Raw genomic sequence first — 16,490 nt, forward strand, 5'->3', positions numbered from 1 at the left:
GAAGAATTGGAACTCGAATTTCAGAATCTAAAACTGGAACAATTAGACAAGCCGGCCCATTTCCTTGCCACCCTGATCGAAACATCTTTGGAACAAAGTTTATTTCCGGTTCTTTTATTTACAGGCACGATGGGCGCCGGAAAAACCACATTTACTTCCAAATTGGTGAAAAAAATATCTCCGTCTGCTAACGTAAATTCTCCCACTTATACTTTGATCAATCAATATCCGATTTCCGGTCGCGAAGATTTCTTTTATCATTTTGATCTTCATCGATTGAAAAGTTCGCAAGATTTGGAAGACCTTGGCTTTGAAGAAATCTGGGGAAAAACCGGCGTATCCATCATAGAATGGTGGCAAATCGCGAAGGAAGATATCCGAAATTTACATCTTAAGATCGAAGTGGATTTTCAGATCGTTTCCGAAGACGAAAGAAAAATCACATTCAAAAGTGATGATGTAGATTCTTATCCGATTCTAAAGGATCTTTGGATAAAAATGGAAGGACATCCTGCATGAAGAAAATTCTATTCTTTGATGCTACAAACCAGTGGGTTTTGGCGGAATCTTTTCATCTGACCGACGAAGGCGACTTGGAAAACGTCGCTTCGTATTCCGGAATTCATCCCAGAGAATCTTCAAAAGTTCTGATCCAAGAACTTCAAAATGTTCTCAAACGATCTAACTGGAAATCTCCCGATTTGATCGTTTGCGCCCTTGGTCCGGGTTCTTTTACCGGTCTTAGAATCGCGGTGGCCACAGCTAGAAATTTGGCGCAACTTTGGAAAATTCCCGCGATCGGGATCGATAGCCTGCACGTTTATACTTCTTTCTATTTTCAAGAAGCGGGAGATCCCGTATTTGTCGCGATTGAAGCAAAGCAAAAAAAAATTTATTTCGGGATGGAGGATCGAAGAGGTTTTTTCGGTTCCATCGACGTAAAACCCGATGATATAATGGAAAGAATTCCCGAAGATCGTTTGCAAGCGTATTTGACTTCCCAAAAATATTCGGACAACCCAGAATTCTTTGAAGGAAATTCGATTTTAGAAAATTTGCCTTCGGGCTCCGCCTTGATCCGTCAAATCAGAGATCGAATCGATGAAGCTCTGAGATTTCCGGATCGTTATCCTTATTGGAAATTGGTTCCAAACTATGTACGTGGAACCTATGTCGACGAGAAGTCGACGGTTTAGTTATTATGAATAAAAAGAAAAAACAAACAAATCAAAAGAGGACAACTCCTCAACCGAAAAAGAAAACCTTCTCAAAATCCGATAGACCTAAAAAAGAAAGATCTTCCGGAAGATCGGAAGGTTTTAGAGAAAACGACGTAGGTAAGAGAATTCTAAAATACCTTCAATCCAGAGCCGGCTCTGTGATTTTATACAAGGATTTAACCGCAAAAATTCTCAGAGACGACAATCAAAATTCTTACGGCAAAAAAAGAGAAAAATGGCAGATCCAAGAAAGGGAAAGAGAAATCACGGAAGCCCTTCAACTACTGGAAACGGAAGGACTGATTGAATTAGAAAAAAAGAATATCATCGTCAATTCCAATCAAAAACTCCAAGGAACCATTTCGATCAGCAAACGTGGCGACGGTTTTGTAAAACTGGCTTCGGGAATGGAAATTTTTGTTCCCGGTCAATATACTCAATCCGCAATTCAAGGCGATCTTGTGGAAGTAGAACCTTACGGTATCGGTAAAAAAGGGCGCTTAGAAGGAGAAGTCACGGAGATTTTAAGAAGAGGACGCGACCTCTACCGTATGATCATTACTGAAAAAGATCCTAAGTTTATCTTTGGAAAACTCCTCGATATCGACGGTGAAGAAAAAGAAGGTTACCTTCTTCGCAAAACGATTCTTACCGATCTTCAGGATGAAATCAAATCCGGCGACGTTTTGATCGTAAAGCTAAAGGAAGACACGGAACAAGAAAGAAATCTCTACGAAGTCCAGTTTCTTAGATTCGAATCGGATACAAAGGAAGATTTGGATCTGATGAGAATGCTCATGAAATACAATTACAGCATTCTTTATCCTGAAAATATAACCCTCGAACTCCCGGAAGAAGTGGATGAAAGTAACGTGGAAGACTGGAAATCCAGAGTCGATCTCCGGGGCTTAAAATGTATCACGATCGACGGAGAACATTCCAAAGACTTCGACGACGCGATCAGTTTTATCGAAGAGAAAAATAAAATCCGTTTCTACGTCCACATCGCCGATGTTTCGTATTACGTGCGTTTGGGAACCGAACTCGACGAAGAGGCTTATAATCGTGCAACCTCTGTCTACGTTGGAAGCCGAGTGGTTCCGATGTTGCCGCCGGAGCTTTCGGAAAATCTTTGCTCGCTTGTCGCGGGGAAAAATCGTCTAGCATTTACTGTGGAGATGGAAGCCGATTGGACAGGTAAAATCACTAGTGCGAAATTTTACAAAAGTGTGATTAAGGTCGCGGAACGTTATACATACAATCGAGCGGAATCCGAAATTCTATCAGGGGATACGAAAAATTGGATTTTTCGAATGAATGAATTTGCGAAAGTTCTTCGAGCGAAACGAGTGGAAAACGGAAGAGTGGATCTGAATCTTAAGGAGAATAAAGTTGTAACGGATTCGGAACACAACGTGATCGAAATTGCGGTTCAAGATCGACTGCAGGCTCATATTCTCATCGAAGAATTTATGCTTTCGGCGAATATCAAAGTGGCGGAGTTTATTCGGAAAAAGAAACAACCTACTCTTTACCGCGTGCACGAACCGATGGACGACGAAAAAATCGAATCTCTCAACGCATTCTTAAAATTGAATGGAATCAAAACACTGCTAAAAGATTCAAGTTACGAATCCATAAGCGCAGTTTTGAAAGATTTGGAAGGAAAGTCCGCGGAAAGACTTTTTAATATGTTCCTTTTGAGAACCTTTATGCAGGCTTATTACTCGGGCGAACATTTGGGTCATTGGGGATTGGGCTTTGAGGACTACTGCCATTTCACTTCGCCTATTCGAAGATATCCGGATCTTATCTGTCATCGTGTTCTGCAAAATATTCTTCTTGGAAAAAAACCTCTCTACACTCCGGACGATATGATTACCGCAGGTCTCCATTGTTCTCACCAAGAAAGAAAAGCGACGGATTCGGAAAGAGATTACTACAAGCTCAAGGCTTGCAGATATTTGGAAAAAACCGGGATCAAAGAGTTCTCAGCTACAATCACAGGCTGCAAACCCTTCCTCATTTTTGTGGATTTAGAAAATCCGATGGTAGATGCGTGTTTGCTCGCTTCCGAATTTACGGATGAGGGCGAAATTAGAATGGATACTGACTTTTCATTCTATTCCAAGAAGTTTACTAAGATTTATACTCTTGGGGATAAGGTCGAAGTGGAACTGGATCGAATCGATTATGAGGAAATAAAGATCTTTGTGAAAATGAAAAAATTCCAGAAGAAAGTATAGACAAAGAGATTCGCCTCGTGTACAACTGTTGGACAGTTGTTATATATAAAACCGTGGCCGCTGTTCGGCATACGGGAGGTGAACTTGGAGAATTTTTTACAAGAACCGATTCCACGGAGTCGTTTTCTAAAACTGAGTCTAAAATTTATGGCGATCACGGCCTTTGTTCTTCCGGGATTGAGCGCGTGTTCAACGGGATCGATTCCTCGTCTTCGCGGTTTGAAAGAAGATCACTATCTCTCCTTCAAATCGATCGGCGAGGTTTTTTTAAGAGGAAATCCGATCTCTGATTTCGACTTGGGAATAGCCGTGGATGATTATATCTATGGTCATCCGACTCCGATCGATACGGAAGACGTACTTCTTTTATTAGGTATGATTCCGTCTTCGAGACTTGCCGCATTGGCCCTCGATTTTTCCTTTACCCCAATGATTTCTTTGAACGTGGAAGAAAGAGAGAAACGTCTTTTGTCTTGGAAGAATTCTTCTCTCAATTTGAAACGCGGCGCGTATTCTATCATGAGACAGATTTCATTCTTCCTTGTTTCAAAAGACAAACGAATCCAAAAATTAGCGGGATATGAGGCGTAAAGATGAGCGGAATTCCAGCGGCAAATGATAAAATTATTACTCCAAAGAAACACAAAGAAATCATCGAAAGAGAAAATATTCAAGACGGAACTTGGGAACTCAAAGCCGAAGCGGTGGTAATCGGTTCGGGTGCAGGCGGAGCGGTCGCTGCAGCAACGCTCGCACGGAACGGTTGGAAAGTCGTTTTGATCGAAGAAGGTTCTTACTTCACCCCGGCTCAATTTACGAGCGAAGAATTTATGGCTTCCGCGAGACTTTATCGCGACGCGGGTTTTATCGTTTCGGAAGAACAAACTCTGAGTATTCTTCAAGGAAGAACCGTAGGAGGTTCGACGACCGTCAACTGGCAGACCTCTTTGTATCCTCCGGACTACGTGACCTCTGAATGGGATCAAAGATTCGGACTGAAGGGATATTCCAGACAAGATATGGATCCTTACGTTTCTTCCGTTCATGAAAGACTCGGCGTACATCCGGTTCCTCAGAATCTAATCAATCCGAATAACAATACTTTGATGAAAGGCGGTAAAACGTTAGGTCTTCATCCCGAAGTGTTGAACAACAACAATCGAGGTTGTATCGGTTTGGGAAGGTGCGGTTTGGGTTGTCCGATCAACGCGAAACAATCCATGTTTTTGACTTATATTCCGGATGCGATCGAAGCGGGAGCGACGGTGATCGCAAACATGAAGGCAAAAGTAATTCATGACGGACCTATAAAAGTTGTCGTCGCCGAGTTTACTCCGGACGCGTATGAAAAAGCGCCGGATCAGGTGATTCAAAAGATAAAAATTTCAGCGCCCGTCGTAATCGTAAGCGCCGGCGCGATCGAAGGCCCGGCGCTTTTACAAAGATCCGGCTTAGGAAACGATTGGGTGGGAAGAAACTTGAAAGTGCATCCTACGAGTTCGATCTTTGCGATCTTTGAAGAAAAAATCAATATGTTCTCCGGACCGCCGCAATCGGCTGTGATCAAAGACGGTCACAATCAAGACAACACGGGATACGGTTTTTGGTTGGAAGTGGCTCCTTTTCGTCCAACGTTAGCCGCTTCTTTGATTCCATTCTATGGTCCGAAACAATTCGAAATGATCGGAAAATATCCGAACATGAGCGCGGGGATTGTCCTTGTTCGAGATGGAGCCGATGGAGAAGCGAATGCTTCCGTAAAATGGTCCTTAGGTTCTAGAAAGGTTTATTTTGAACTCACCCCAGGTGATGGGAAGAATATGCTCCGCGGTTTAAAAATGCTGGCCGAAGTCCAAGCGGCCGCAGGCGCTAAAGAACTGATTTTTCCTTTTCCGGATATGGAAGAACCCGTGAAAGTGGATCGAAACACCAAATTTGATTGGGTATTGGAAAAAAAATTCAACCCGGGAAGTTTGATAGTCGGCTCCGCTCATCCTCACGGATCGATTCAGGCCGCAGATACTCCCGAAAAAGGAGCCGTCGACCCGAGTTTGGAATTGTACGGTCATAAAAATATCTTTGTGATCGATGCTTCGGTTTATCCAACCGGGCTGTCCGTCAATCCTCAGATTACGACGATGAGTTTTGCTTTGCGGGCTTCGGAAGAGCTTGCTTCCAAAAAACAGGAAAAATTAGGAAATTTATTATAAACCGGGGCGGAGAGGGGTCGCAAATTCACTTTTAAAAAAGGCTTCCTCTCTGAAACTGGTCCTATGCGCTTCCCGATTCTCCTTTTTTTCATCCTTCTCACTTTCTTTTTAGATCCGATTTTTGCGGATCTAAAAGAAGGAAAGAAGGCTTATGCCCGAAAGGATTTCGCAAAGGCGATCGATGAATTTCAAAAGTTTAACAATGGAAATCCGTCCTCAGGTGAAGCCTGGATGTACATGGGTTACATTTACGAGTATCGAAGGGATTATCCGAAATCGATCCAGAGTTTTAAAAAGGCAGTTAGTCTTAATCTTCCAAAAAAAGATCTCGTAAACTGTTATCAAAAGATCATTCTCTATTTTAACTATCAAAGGGATTATCACGAAGTAATCGCTTACTCAAATCGGGTTTTGAGAATCGATCCTGACCTAACCCACATTCAAAAAATTAGGGCCACAGCCGAGGAAAGACTTTCTTCCGGACATGTAGTTCACCACAAACCAAAACGGAACACCGAAGAAGTCGAAACTTCCGGACCTAACTCGGAAGAAGACTATCAAAAAATTCTGAGTAAGGACCCAGAAAACGAATCCGCGAGATGGAATCTTTCCTTAATCTATTCAAATCATAAAGAATTTCAAAAAGCGGAAACTCTCTTGCAGGGACTCGTAAAAGATCATCCTGAAAAACAAGATTATCTTTATAAATACGGGGTGATCTTGATTCGTAACGGAAAATATCCGGACGCGCTCCAAGTTTTGGATAAGCTGGAGAGTAAAATCGATTCCGGAAATTCAAAGATGCTCTATTATGCGAACTTGAACCAAGCCGTCGCTTACCATAAAATGAAACGTTACGAAGACGCGGCCAAATACTACAGAAAGTCTTACTCCGCAAATGCAACGGTTCAACCTTTGATCGGTTTAACAAAATTGAAATACGAAGTGAAAGATTGTGATAATTCCATCAAAACCGCAGAAAGAGCTTTGGAATTCGGCGAAAGGACTCACGAAATTAGAATGTATCTTGCGCTTTGCAAAATACAGAACAAGGAAGAGACCGAGGGATATACGATCCTCAAGGAAATCGCTTCCAAGTTGGAGAAGGACAATCCCGAATTCAAAAATCTTCCCGACGTTTACAACGACGGTATTCTAAAATTAGCGCGTTATTATACAAATCACGGCGAATACGAAAAAGCGCTCAGATATTTTCATTCCGTCCAATCGAGTGAAGAGGAGGAAAGAGAATATCGTTTTTATCTCGGTAAGGCGTATTTTTATACCGGAAAAATCGATCAAGCGATTCTGATGTTGGAAAAAGTCGGCGGGTCTTCCGGCGCTTATTATCTTTTAGCAAAATGTTATGCAAACAAAGACGATCTCGAAAAGACGATGGAATACATTCGACTTGCGGCAAATATGAAACCTTCCATTTGGGCCGCCGCAGCCGAAGAAAAGGAATTTGATCGTTTTAAAGGAAAGTCTTCTTTTAAAAAATTCTTAGAATCAAAGGGATCGGAAAAAGATAAAAATTTCGATTCTCAAGCTTTGGATAAAACTTAGGATCATTTTCCTTCCTTTCTCAGTTTTAACAAAGACTTGAGATCCACCTGACCGGGAGCCTTGGGCTCGTCCAAACAACAATAAGTAAAGTTAGAACCGAAAAATTCCGGATACACTCTGGAAAGGATTCCCAGCGTTCCCATACAAATTCCTGTTAGGCGGATATCGTTCTTTTCATAATCGTTTGCAACGTTATGAAAAGAAGAAAGAAAATCCGCGAGTTCCTTAATCGAGTTTGGAAATACCGCAAACTTATAATTTAAAGGAAGAATTCCCTTATATTTTTTCCCGGTCAGATAAGAATCGTTTTGAATCCAATTCCTGATTTCTTGCTCTGATAAAATTCCGTCGAATTTATGGACGGAACGAATCAAACCGAAACCTTTTTCGGCGAAACTTTCGAATAGATCATTGGGACGGTTTAATTCCAGATCTAGATAATGATTTTGAATTTGCAGTCGATTTGTAATTCTTTCAAAATCAATTTCGGATTCTTGAGATCGATATGTTTGGTCCGTATCCGCGCTTTGTCTATAAGTGAAGATACACTTCGCGCCTAATCGATCGATTTGAGTAGTTAGCCTTTCCTTTAAGCCTTGAGGCGAAAAAAGATCGAGTCGTATTTCGATCCAGTCGCAAGCGGGGTGTTCCGTCAGGTTGAAAAAATCTTCCTCGCTTACGGTCAAGACGATATGAAATTCTTTTCGAATCACGATTTCAGAGACCTTTTTGTAAAAGATCGTGAATGGAAACGATTCCGATCAAGACCTTTCGCTCGTCGATGATCGGCGCTACCGAAATCGGATTTGGGCGCGATTCCATTTGTTTTAAAATTTCGTATGCGTTTTCACCGGAACGAAACGAGATAGGATTCGAATTCATCAATTCTTTTGCGGTGACGGAAGAATCCAATCCTCCATCCTTTAATTTTTTGCGAATATCAAAATCGGTTATAATACCGAGGAGCTGACCGTTAGCGTCAATTACGCCCGTTGCTCCTTGTCTTTTCACGGTGATCTCGGTTAATATTTGATCTAAGTCGGAATCCGGCGAAACCTTTGCCAAATCCTTTTCACGTCGCATAACGTCGTCTATCTTGAGGCTGAGACGTTTTCCTAATCTTCCCGCAGGATGATAAAGAGCAAAGTCTTCCTTTTTGAAGTTTTTCAGTTCCATAAGACACATTGCAATCGCATCGCCTAAAATGAGCGCGATTGTGGTGCTGGAAGTCGGAGCTAATTCGAGCGGGCAGGCTTCCTTTAAAACAGGAGTCAACAAAACGACGTCGGATTCTTTCGCGAGTCTGGAATCTGCGTTAGCGGTCATCGCTATGAGCTTTGCTCCGATGTTTTTGATCGTCGGAATCAAGTTGAGCAATTCTTCACTTTCACCGGACTTTCCGATGGCGATAACTACGTCTTCATTTGCGATGATTCCGGCGTCACCGTGGGCAGCGTCTGCCGGATGAAGAAAAATGGAAGGAGTTCCGGTGGAAGACAATGTGGAAGAAATTTTTTTACCGATGTCGCCCGATTTACCGACGCCGAGTACGATTAGCTTTCCCTTTGATTGAAGAATGAGTTCGATTGCTTCCTTAATCGATGGATCCAGATTCTTTCTAAAATGCAGAATGGACTCTATCTCGATATCGATCGCTTTGGTTATTTTTTCAAAAATTGGATCCAACGTTTTCCTCCAGTCTTAACTTTTCAATGTCCACAGTCACCGAAGTCATTAAATTCAATCCCGGAAATTTGACTATAATTTGCTCTTGGTTTTTTCTTTGTATGATTTCGGCGTGATATCCTGCGAACGGTCCTTCTTTGATTAAAACTTTTTTACCGGGAGAAAGTTTTTCCTGAATCTCAACTTGAATTTTATCGGGAAAGGTTTCTAAAAAAGTTTTTACAAGATGAATGTCCTCATCCGGTATCACGTAAGGTTTTCCCGCGTAAAACACGAAATGATGAGCGCCCGGCAATTGAAGAACCTTAACTCGTTCTTCAAAAAATGAGATTTTTACAAAGATATAAGAGGGATACATCGGTTCTTCGACGACCTTCCATCGATCCGACCATTTTTTCTTTTTTGAAATCAAAGGTAAAAAACATTCAATCTTTCTCTGCTGAAAAAGTTTTTTGAGTTTTTTTTCAGCTCTGGGATTGGTATACAACGCATACCATTCGTTGTGATCAGAATTCTTTATCATCTACTTTAAACGAAACGGGAATGATTAAGTTCGTTCCTTCTATGAGATTGAATTTCCAGGTTCTCAGCGCTCTCTTGAATTCGATTTCAAAGACCGAATATCTGCAAGGTTGCAAAGTTTTAAGAACCTCTGCCTTACCGCCAGATTTTATTTCCACTTCCCAAGAACAATCCGATTCCAATCTCTGTTCCAGGGCTTCCTGTGGAAAGTGGATTTCATTTTTAAATTTTTCGATTTCTCTTTGTAAGGTTCCTGAATCGCTCGGATTCTCAAACTCGGCTGGTTTTGAAATCTTACCGATCCCTTCATTCGAAAGATCGAACACGAGTTGAGGACTTCCTCCCTTCTTCAAAAAAATTTCGAAGTCCGACACAAGGGAAGAATCCGGACTGTAGAATAAAAAAGATGCGAATATTAGAATGTGTAAAAGACCAGAAATTAAAAAGGAAAGTTTTGTACTCACAAAGTCGCTCTTTCGATCCACGTTTAGACAGAGATGGATACAAATACCGATGCTCTTCTTCCAGAGTAGGATTCGATTATAATCGAACAAGCGAAATAAAAAATTGTTGTCTTAACGTTTTCAATCTGAATTCTTACGATACTTTCGAACATCTTCGGCTTCAAGGATTTAACCAATGGACTGGTTTCACGAATATCCACGACTTGTTGAGATACTATCAATTTTACTTACATGTTCCTTCGTGGGTTGGGTCACAAACTTCATCGCCGTTAAGATGATCTTTTATCCTAACGAGTTTATAGGAGTCGGCAACTTCGGATGGAAAGGAATCATACCAAATCACGCCGTCAAAATGAGTACTCTGATCGCAAAGGTTTTAACATCGAGAGTGGTTCGTCCTCATGAATTGTATGAAAAAGTGGATCCGCATCGAATCAACGACTCGATTCGAGATATCGTAAAAGAGAAAGCGAGAGAGATCGTGCACGACGTGATTGTCGCAGAAAATCCGGCTTTATGGTCCTTGCTGCCGAACTCTTTAAAAGAGGATTTGGAAAAAGAAATTCGATCGGAAATTCCAAGACAGATCGAGCAGGTTTATAAGTCTTTCGGAAAAGAACTCGATGAAATTTTAGAGATCGATGAAATCATTCGTGTTTCTTTGAGCGGGAAGAATACTAAGTTCCTTGTTGAGATGTTCACTCGGTGCGGAGGTCCGGAATTTTCTTTTATCATTCGTTCGGGAATCTATTTCGGCTTTTTAATCGGATTGGTTCAGGTCGCGTTTATTAATTTTTTCAATCAGTGGTGGACGATGCCCATTATGGGAATTGCCGTCGGTTACTATACAAACTGGCTCGCTATTCTGATGATTTTTCGTCCCTTAGAACCGAAACGATTTCTTTTCTTTCGTTACCAAGGTTTATTTTTAAAAAGGCAAAAAGAAGTTTCAAAAGAGTTTGCCGCCGTTATCGCTTCTCGGGTCTTAAACACCGAAAATTTAATTCGACTCATTTTTTTAGGAAAAGGAGGCGATCTTATCATTCAGCTTGTGATTGAAAAAGCGAAAGCGATGACGGAAAGTAAGTTAAAGGAAAAAGCGCCTTTTGCTCCTCTTCTCCTTGGCTCGGAAAAAATCAAAGGACTCAAGGTTAAGATAGCGGATCACATTATCTGGATCATTCCACAAGTTGCGGATCGAATTCAAAATTATATCACAGATACGCTTCAAATTGAAAAAACTGTGGCAGATCGTTTAAGCGTGTTACCTGCCGATGAATTTGAATCTTTATTGCATTCCGTTTTTAAAGAAGATGAAATGACTTTAATTATTTTGGGGGCTATATTGGGAGGTTTCGTAGGTCTCATTCAAGCCTATCTTGTTTTTATGTCATAAAAGATGTCGGATTAATCTAACCCTTTCGTATTATATTAGAAATTTCTTAATTAATCATACGAACTTTTATTCCGATCTGGGAAAAATGTTATCTTTTCCTAGCGAAAACAAAATTCTCCTTTAAAGGAACGATTCTATTTTATGCGATGTAATTGTTAGGGTATTCGTATGAGAAAAAATCTTCCGGTCACAAATAAAGAAATTCCGATTCCTTCCAGCGCGGTTCTGATTTCAAGAACCGATATAAAAGGCAGAATTTCTTATGTTAGTCAAGATTTTGCGGATATAAGCGGCTTTTCAGAAAAAGAGATGTTAGGAGAGCCGCACAATCTGATTCGTCACCCCGATGTCCCGCCTTACGTCTATCAAGAAATGTGGCAAACGATCCAATCGGGAGATCCTTGGAACGGGGTCGTAAAGAATCGCGCGAAGTCAGGCGATCACTATTGGGTTGATGCGACCGTCACTCCGGTAATGAGCGATGGGATCGTAACCGGTTATATGTCCGTCCGCAAAAAAGCAACGGCAAAACAAATCGCAAGGGCTGAACTTCTTTTTAGAGAATTGCAGAATACGGATTCTCTTGTTTGGAAATTTAAAGGTATGATTAAATCTTTGCTCCAAAGGTTAGGTCTTGCGGGAAAAATTCTCATCTACAGTTTACTAGTTTTTGTTCCGCTTCTATTTGCGAATTTCGAATGGATCGGTAAAGGCGTCCTCTTTCTTCCCTTGTTGGGAATTGCTTGCGGCGCCTTAGGCATTGTACTTCTAATTCTTACAATTTTAGGATATCGAAAGAGAATTCGAGAGATCATTAAAATTCAAAAGGAAATTGTAGCCGGTAATTTCCTGATAGAGATTCCGGCGAGAAGAGAATATTCCGAAGTCGCCGAAATCTATTCGACGCTTAGAGTTCTCGTGATCAGCATTTGGGGATTGTTGGTTCAGATTAAGGAGAATTTCGAAAAGAATAACGACCTCTATAAATATCTTTCTTTGTCTTCGGAAAAATTTCAGAAGAGCACACATTCTCAAGCGGCGTCCGTGGAAGAAACGGCCTCCGCGTCTCATGAACTTTCTTCCACGCTGGAAGAAATCGTGAAGTCGATTCAATTTCAGTCTTCCGGTTTGGCAGCAATCAACGAGGGGATCGGAAAGGTCAACGAATCCATTCAAAACGTTTCCAAATCCTTGGATAATCTTTCGACTCAAACGTCTTCGGTAAAACAAAAGGCGTCCCAAAGTCAGGAAACGTTTGGAAGAGCGATCCTTGCGATGGATGAGATTAAGGAATATTCTAATGGAATTTCCAAAATTATAGGAATCATAACTTCTATTTCCGAAAAAACGAACTTACTTGCATTGAATGCTTCGATCGAATCTGCAAGAGCCGGAGAAGCGGGGAAAGGTTTTAGCGTAGTAGCCGAGGAAATTTCTAAACTCGCCGATCAAACTAGAAACTCGATCAAGGATATCGTGAATCTAATTGGAAATACGGCAAAGGCCGTGGACTTCGGCGCGGAGAAATTTCAAGAATCGTTATCAATCGTAAAAGAATTAACGGATTATATTGGCGAAGTAAATTCTTCCGCTACAATCGTAACCGCATCCTTGGCCGCTCAGGCTGAAAAACTAAATGAAATTAGAAAGAATACCGATCAAGTGAATAAGCTCGGAGAAACTGTGACCGAATCTTCTCGATTTCAAAAAGTCGCTTCCGATGAAATCGCTTCGTCTATGCAAAACATTGCGGATAATTCCGAATCCATCGCAAAAACATCGGAAGAGATCAGACATACCGTCGACGAATCGGTCTACAAAGCGATCAAATTAAAGGATATTCTCAAACACTTTAGAACCAATTGAATTCTAAATAAACGAATCAATCAATTCTTACGGGAGCGACTCATTTTACTTCTGCCCGTTTTAAATTTTGCCGATAATCTAATCGATGGAGAATCGATTCCTAAGACTGACGATTTTTATTTCGATAGCGATCACGCTTTTTTCTTTTTGGGATCATCATCTCGTTAGTTATCTGAAAGACTTCATCGTTTTTATTCATGAAATCGGACATGCGATCGCAGCGCTCTTAACGGGAGGAACCGTTCATGCGATCGAACTTCACGGAAACGAATCCGGAGAAACGATCGCGATTCCAAGTTCCGGAAAAGGTTCGTTTATTTTTGTGGTTTCAGCGGGATATCTGGGCTCTTGTTTGATCGGCGGTTTTCTTTTGAATCGCGGTTTTTCGGGAAGGATGATCCGTCCGACTCTGATCTCTTTCGGAGCCATCCTACTTCTTATGACGATCTCTTATTCTAAACCGGGTAACTTAGCTCAGTACACCGGAATCCTTTGGGGTTTGGGTTTTGTTTTGCTCGGATTTTTCAATCTAAAAATCAATCACTTCATACTGGTTTTTATCGGAACGAGTATCACTCTTTATAGTTTATACGATCTTTTGGATTTTACCGGTAACATTGTTTATACCGATGCCGGGATTATGGCAATGTGGATTACGGGTGCAAGCGTTTCTCAAAGTATTCCGAAATCAGTGATCGTCTTGGGATATTTGATTGCCCTCCTCTGGTCTTTTTTTAGCTTATCCATCATATTCGTCTCGGTGAAAAAAGTATTCCAGTCCGGAACGCAGGATTCGGATTCTCTATTGGAAGAAGATTCTTTCCACTTTCCCGAGGGTGCAAACGCAGAAACTCCGTTTCCCGGAGACGTAACTCCGGAAGTTATGGAATGGTTTTTCAGTAAGGGTCTTGATTTAAACGGAAAACCCTTGCCTGCGGAATTTTTGGAAAAAGAAGAACAATGAGCAAAAAAAGAATACTTATCACCGGTGGCGCCGGATTTATCGGATCCCATCTTTGTAGCAGACTTTTGGATGAAGACCACGAAGTTATCTGTCTTGATAACTTACATACCGGAAGAAAGAAAAATATCGAAGAACTTTTTAAACGTCCCAAGTTCGAATTCATAAGACACGATGTTACGGATCCGATCAAACTGGAAGTGGATCAGATCTATAACATGGCTTGTCCTGCGAGTCCGATTCATTATCAATCCAATGCGATCAAGACTATCAAGACGAACGTGCTCGGTATGATGAATATGCTCGGTCTTGCAAAAAGAGTAAAGGCGAGAATTTTACAGGCTTCTACAAGCGAGGTTTATGGAAATCCTTTGGAGCATCCTCAGAAAGAAACATATTGGGGAAACGTAAATCCGATTGGAATTCGGAGTTGTTATGACGAAGGTAAGCGCGTCGCTGAAACTCTTTGTTTCGATTATGAGAGAAATCACGATGTAGATATTCGAGTGATTCGTATTTTCAATACGTATGGTCCCAAGATGCTTCCGGACGACGGAAGGGTGGTCAGCAATTTTATAGTTCAGGCCCTTAAAAAAGAAGACATAACCATCTACGGGGATGGGGAACAAACACGTTCTTTTTGTTACGTGGACGATCTCGTAAACGGAATTATCCGAATGATGAACACGGAGAATTTTTCAGGACCGGTTAATCTCGGGAACGATGGAGAATTTACGGTGAGAGAACTTGCGGAATTGGTTCTGAAAGAAACCGGCTCTTCTTCAAAGATCATTCTCAAACCTTTGCCTCAGGACGATCCCGCGAGAAGAAAACCTGACTTAACTCTTGCAAGACAACGTCTGGGTTTTGAGCCGAAGGTCGCTCTCGTAGACGGAATTCGGAAAACGATCGAATACTTTAAAAATAACTTGGATTAAATTTATGCGAAGAAAATCTGGACGTACCTTAACGAAACGTGTCCGGAACACGCCATTTATCACCGGGAATAAATTATGAATATTGGAATTCTAAAAGAAGCTAAAGAAGAAACAAGAGTATCCGTAACTCCTGACATCGTCGACGCGTTAAAAAAGATTGGCGCTTCGGTTTTGGTGGAAAAGGGAGCCGGTGCACAGTCCTATTATCATGACGAGGACTATAAAAAAGCGGGGGCGAGTCTCGTCTCTCGTCAAGATATCATCAGTAAATCTAATATCATTGTGAGTCTTCATCTAGCGGACCCTGCGACGCTCGCAAAAATCAAACCGGGAACAATTTATCTCGGAATGTTTCAGCCTGCCATGAACGCGCCGACGATTCAGAAACTCGCCTCTAAGAAAGTGGACGTCTTAAGTTTGGATGCGATTGCGAGAATTACGAGAGCGCAGTCTATGGATGTTCTTTCATCTCAAGCTACGGTTGCGGGTTATAAGGCGGTCCTTCTTGCGGCTTCTCATTTAGCGAGATTCTTCCCGATGCTAACGACGGCAGCCGGAACGATTACGCCTGCGTCCGTATTGATCATCGGGGCCGGGGTAGCGGGTCTTCAAGCGATCGCTTCTTCCAGAAGATTGGGCGCGGTAGTGGATGTATTTGATACAAGACCGGAAGTAAAAGAGCAGGTCCAATCTCTCGGCGCAAAATTCGTTGAAGTGGAAGGCGCTCAGCATTCCGCCGCCGCAGGCGGTTATGCAGTGGAACAAACCGAGGAATACAAAAAACGTCAACAAGAAGCGATCGATAAGTTTGCACAAAGAGCCGATGTAATCATTACTACTGCGTTGATCCCTGGAAGAAAGGCTCCGCTTTTAATTACGAAGAAGATTGTGGATAATATGAAATCGGGTTCCGTCGTTGTCGACCTCGCGTCTTCGATGGGTGGAAATTGCGAATACACAAAACACGGTCAGAATGTGCTGACTCCGAAAGGTGTTACGGTAATCGGTCATAAGAATTTGGCGGGATCGATTCCTAACGATGCTTCCAAGATGTTTAGCAAAAACGTTCTTAATTTTCTGAAGTTATTAATTAAGGAAAAGAAAATCAATCTGGATCTGAACGATGAAATTCTTTCTTCCACTACTATAACTCATGCCGGAGAAATTCGACATAAGCTTACTTTGGACGCTCTTGGCTCAAAATCAGGCGCAGCAAAACCTAAGAAGAGCGCTTCCAAGAAATAATCCCGCCGCTCCGAAGATGGATCCTATGATCCATCCGCCTATCACATCGCTTACAAAGTGATGCAGAGAAAGCAACCTTCCAAATCCGGCTAAGAAACTGATCAGAATCAAGGCCGGAGAAAATTTAAATAAGAACACAAGGATGAGAACCGCCGTCATCGAGTTTGCGG

16 protein-coding genes are annotated in these 16,490 nt (G+C 41.7%); 11 read left to right on the top strand and 5 right to left on the bottom strand.

All coding sequences use genetic code 11. The features are described from left to right. The first annotated feature begins 6 nt into the window (after positions 1–6). From tsaE to JWG44_RS05140, 6 genes are all read left to right on the top strand, one after another. Positions 7–519: a tRNA (adenosine(37)-N6)-threonylcarbamoyltransferase complex ATPase subunit type 1 TsaE gene (gene tsaE / locus JWG44_RS05115; protein WP_205273895.1), complete on the top strand. Its 513-nt coding sequence runs from the start codon at positions 7–9 to the stop codon at positions 517–519. After that, on the top strand, positions 516–1,196 hold the full coding sequence (gene tsaB / locus JWG44_RS05120; RefSeq protein WP_205273896.1) for a tRNA (adenosine(37)-N6)-threonylcarbamoyltransferase complex dimerization subunit type 1 TsaB: 681 nt from the start codon (positions 516–518) through the stop codon (positions 1,194–1,196). Before tsaE ends, tsaB begins: the two co-directional genes overlap by 4 nt. Positions 1,197–1,201: 5 nt before the next feature. Then, complete coding sequence (locus JWG44_RS05125; protein WP_205273897.1) at positions 1,202–3,466, top strand: ribonuclease R family protein; 2,265 nt, start codon at positions 1,202–1,204, stop codon at positions 3,464–3,466. Between the two features lie 84 nt (positions 3,467–3,550). Further along, the gene (locus JWG44_RS05130) at positions 3,551–4,057 is read left to right on the top strand and encodes a hypothetical protein (protein ID WP_205273898.1); all 507 of its coding nucleotides are present in this window, start codon (positions 3,551–3,553) and stop codon (positions 4,055–4,057) included. 2 nt (positions 4,058–4,059) lie between these two features. Continuing rightward, a complete protein-coding gene (locus JWG44_RS05135; protein ID WP_205273899.1) occupies positions 4,060–5,676 on the top strand; it encodes a GMC family oxidoreductase N-terminal domain-containing protein in 1,617 nt (538 codons plus the stop codon). A 63-nt stretch (positions 5,677–5,739) separates the two neighbouring features. Continuing rightward, positions 5,740–7,242: a tetratricopeptide repeat protein gene (locus JWG44_RS05140; RefSeq protein ID WP_205273900.1), complete on the top strand. Its 1,503-nt coding sequence runs from the start codon at positions 5,740–5,742 to the stop codon at positions 7,240–7,242. A 2-nt stretch (positions 7,243–7,244) separates the two neighbouring features. Here the strand turns inward: JWG44_RS05140 and JWG44_RS05145 are convergent, their stop codons facing one another. The 4 genes from JWG44_RS05145 to JWG44_RS05160 are packed head-to-tail and all read right to left on the bottom strand — an operon-like array spanning position 7,245 to position 9,914. Continuing rightward, complete coding sequence (locus tag JWG44_RS05145) at positions 7,245–7,955, bottom strand: type I 3-dehydroquinate dehydratase (protein WP_205273901.1); 711 nt, start codon at positions 7,953–7,955, stop codon at positions 7,245–7,247. Between the two features lie 4 nt (positions 7,956–7,959). Next, positions 7,960–8,928 carry a KpsF/GutQ family sugar-phosphate isomerase gene (locus JWG44_RS05150; protein ID WP_205273902.1) on the bottom strand — a complete coding sequence of 323 codons (969 nt, stop codon included), beginning with the start codon at positions 8,926–8,928 and terminating at the stop codon, positions 7,960–7,962. Next, positions 8,912–9,451, bottom strand: a complete 540-nt coding sequence (locus JWG44_RS05155; protein WP_205273903.1) for a UpxY family transcription antiterminator — start codon at positions 9,449–9,451, stop codon at positions 8,912–8,914. Before JWG44_RS05155 ends, JWG44_RS05150 begins: the two co-directional genes overlap by 17 nt. Next, positions 9,435–9,914, bottom strand: a complete 480-nt coding sequence (locus JWG44_RS05160) for an LIC_10042 family TonB-like protein (protein WP_205273916.1) — start codon at positions 9,912–9,914, stop codon at positions 9,435–9,437. The genes JWG44_RS05155 and JWG44_RS05160 overlap by 17 nt, the downstream gene beginning before the upstream one ends. Positions 9,915–10,089: 175 nt before the next feature. Between JWG44_RS05160 and JWG44_RS05165 the strand changes: the two genes are divergently transcribed. The 5 genes from JWG44_RS05165 (at position 10,090) to JWG44_RS05185 (ending at position 16,320) form a co-directional block, all read left to right on the top strand. Beyond that, complete coding sequence (locus JWG44_RS05165; protein ID WP_205273904.1) at positions 10,090–11,310, top strand: DUF445 domain-containing protein; 1,221 nt, start codon at positions 10,090–10,092, stop codon at positions 11,308–11,310. 168 nt (positions 11,311–11,478) lie between these two features. Next, entirely contained in the window at positions 11,479–13,176 is a 1,698-nt protein-coding gene (locus JWG44_RS05170) for a methyl-accepting chemotaxis protein (protein WP_205273905.1), read from the top strand. 85 nt (positions 13,177–13,261) lie between these two features. Beyond that, on the top strand, positions 13,262–14,140 hold the full coding sequence (locus tag JWG44_RS05175; RefSeq protein ID WP_205273906.1) for a M50 family metallopeptidase: 879 nt from the start codon (positions 13,262–13,264) through the stop codon (positions 14,138–14,140). Beyond that, positions 14,137–15,075 carry a UDP-glucuronic acid decarboxylase family protein gene (locus JWG44_RS05180; protein WP_205273907.1) on the top strand — a complete coding sequence of 313 codons (939 nt, stop codon included), beginning with the start codon at positions 14,137–14,139 and terminating at the stop codon, positions 15,073–15,075. Before JWG44_RS05175 ends, JWG44_RS05180 begins: the two co-directional genes overlap by 4 nt. Before the next feature lie 75 nt (positions 15,076–15,150). After that, positions 15,151–16,320, top strand: coding sequence for a Re/Si-specific NAD(P)(+) transhydrogenase subunit alpha (locus tag JWG44_RS05185; RefSeq protein ID WP_205273908.1), 1,170 nt, complete (start codon positions 15,151–15,153; stop codon positions 16,318–16,320). On the opposite strand, the gene JWG44_RS05190 is transcribed toward JWG44_RS05185, so the two are convergent. Continuing rightward, positions 16,279–16,490 (bottom strand): phosphatase PAP2 family protein (locus JWG44_RS05190; protein WP_205273909.1); only part of this gene is annotated, 212 nt, incomplete at its 5' end. The genes JWG44_RS05185 and JWG44_RS05190 overlap by 42 nt on opposite strands.

This window comes from Leptospira ainazelensis, from assembly GCF_016918785.1.
Taxonomy (GTDB): Bacteria; Spirochaetota; Leptospiria; order Leptospirales; family Leptospiraceae; genus Leptospira; species Leptospira ainazelensis.

What these genes read in the sequence shown, in the direction of transcription:
- tsaB (WP_205273896.1), top strand. Translation starts at nt 516, where the DNA reads ATGAAGAAAATTCTATTCTTTGATGCTACAAACCAGTGGGTTTTGGCG.
- JWG44_RS05165 (WP_205273904.1), top strand. Translation starts at nt 10,090, where the DNA reads ATGGACTGGTTTCACGAATATCCACGACTTGTTGAGATACTATCAATT.
- JWG44_RS05155 (WP_205273903.1), bottom strand. Translation starts at nt 9,451, where the DNA reads ATGATAAAGAATTCTGATCACAACGAATGGTATGCGTTGTATACCAAT.
- JWG44_RS05170 (WP_205273905.1), top strand. Translation starts at nt 11,479, where the DNA reads ATGAGAAAAAATCTTCCGGTCACAAATAAAGAAATTCCGATTCCTTCC.
- JWG44_RS05185 (WP_205273908.1), top strand. Translation starts at nt 15,151, where the DNA reads ATGAATATTGGAATTCTAAAAGAAGCTAAAGAAGAAACAAGAGTATCC.
- JWG44_RS05140 (WP_205273900.1), top strand. Translation starts at nt 5,740, where the DNA reads ATGCGCTTCCCGATTCTCCTTTTTTTCATCCTTCTCACTTTCTTTTTA.
- JWG44_RS05135 (WP_205273899.1), top strand. Translation starts at nt 4,060, where the DNA reads ATGAGCGGAATTCCAGCGGCAAATGATAAAATTATTACTCCAAAGAAA.
- JWG44_RS05180 (WP_205273907.1), top strand. Translation starts at nt 14,137, where the DNA reads ATGAGCAAAAAAAGAATACTTATCACCGGTGGCGCCGGATTTATCGGA.
- JWG44_RS05175 (WP_205273906.1), top strand. Translation starts at nt 13,262, where the DNA reads ATGGAGAATCGATTCCTAAGACTGACGATTTTTATTTCGATAGCGATC.
- JWG44_RS05125 (WP_205273897.1), top strand. Translation starts at nt 1,202, where the DNA reads ATGAATAAAAAGAAAAAACAAACAAATCAAAAGAGGACAACTCCTCAA.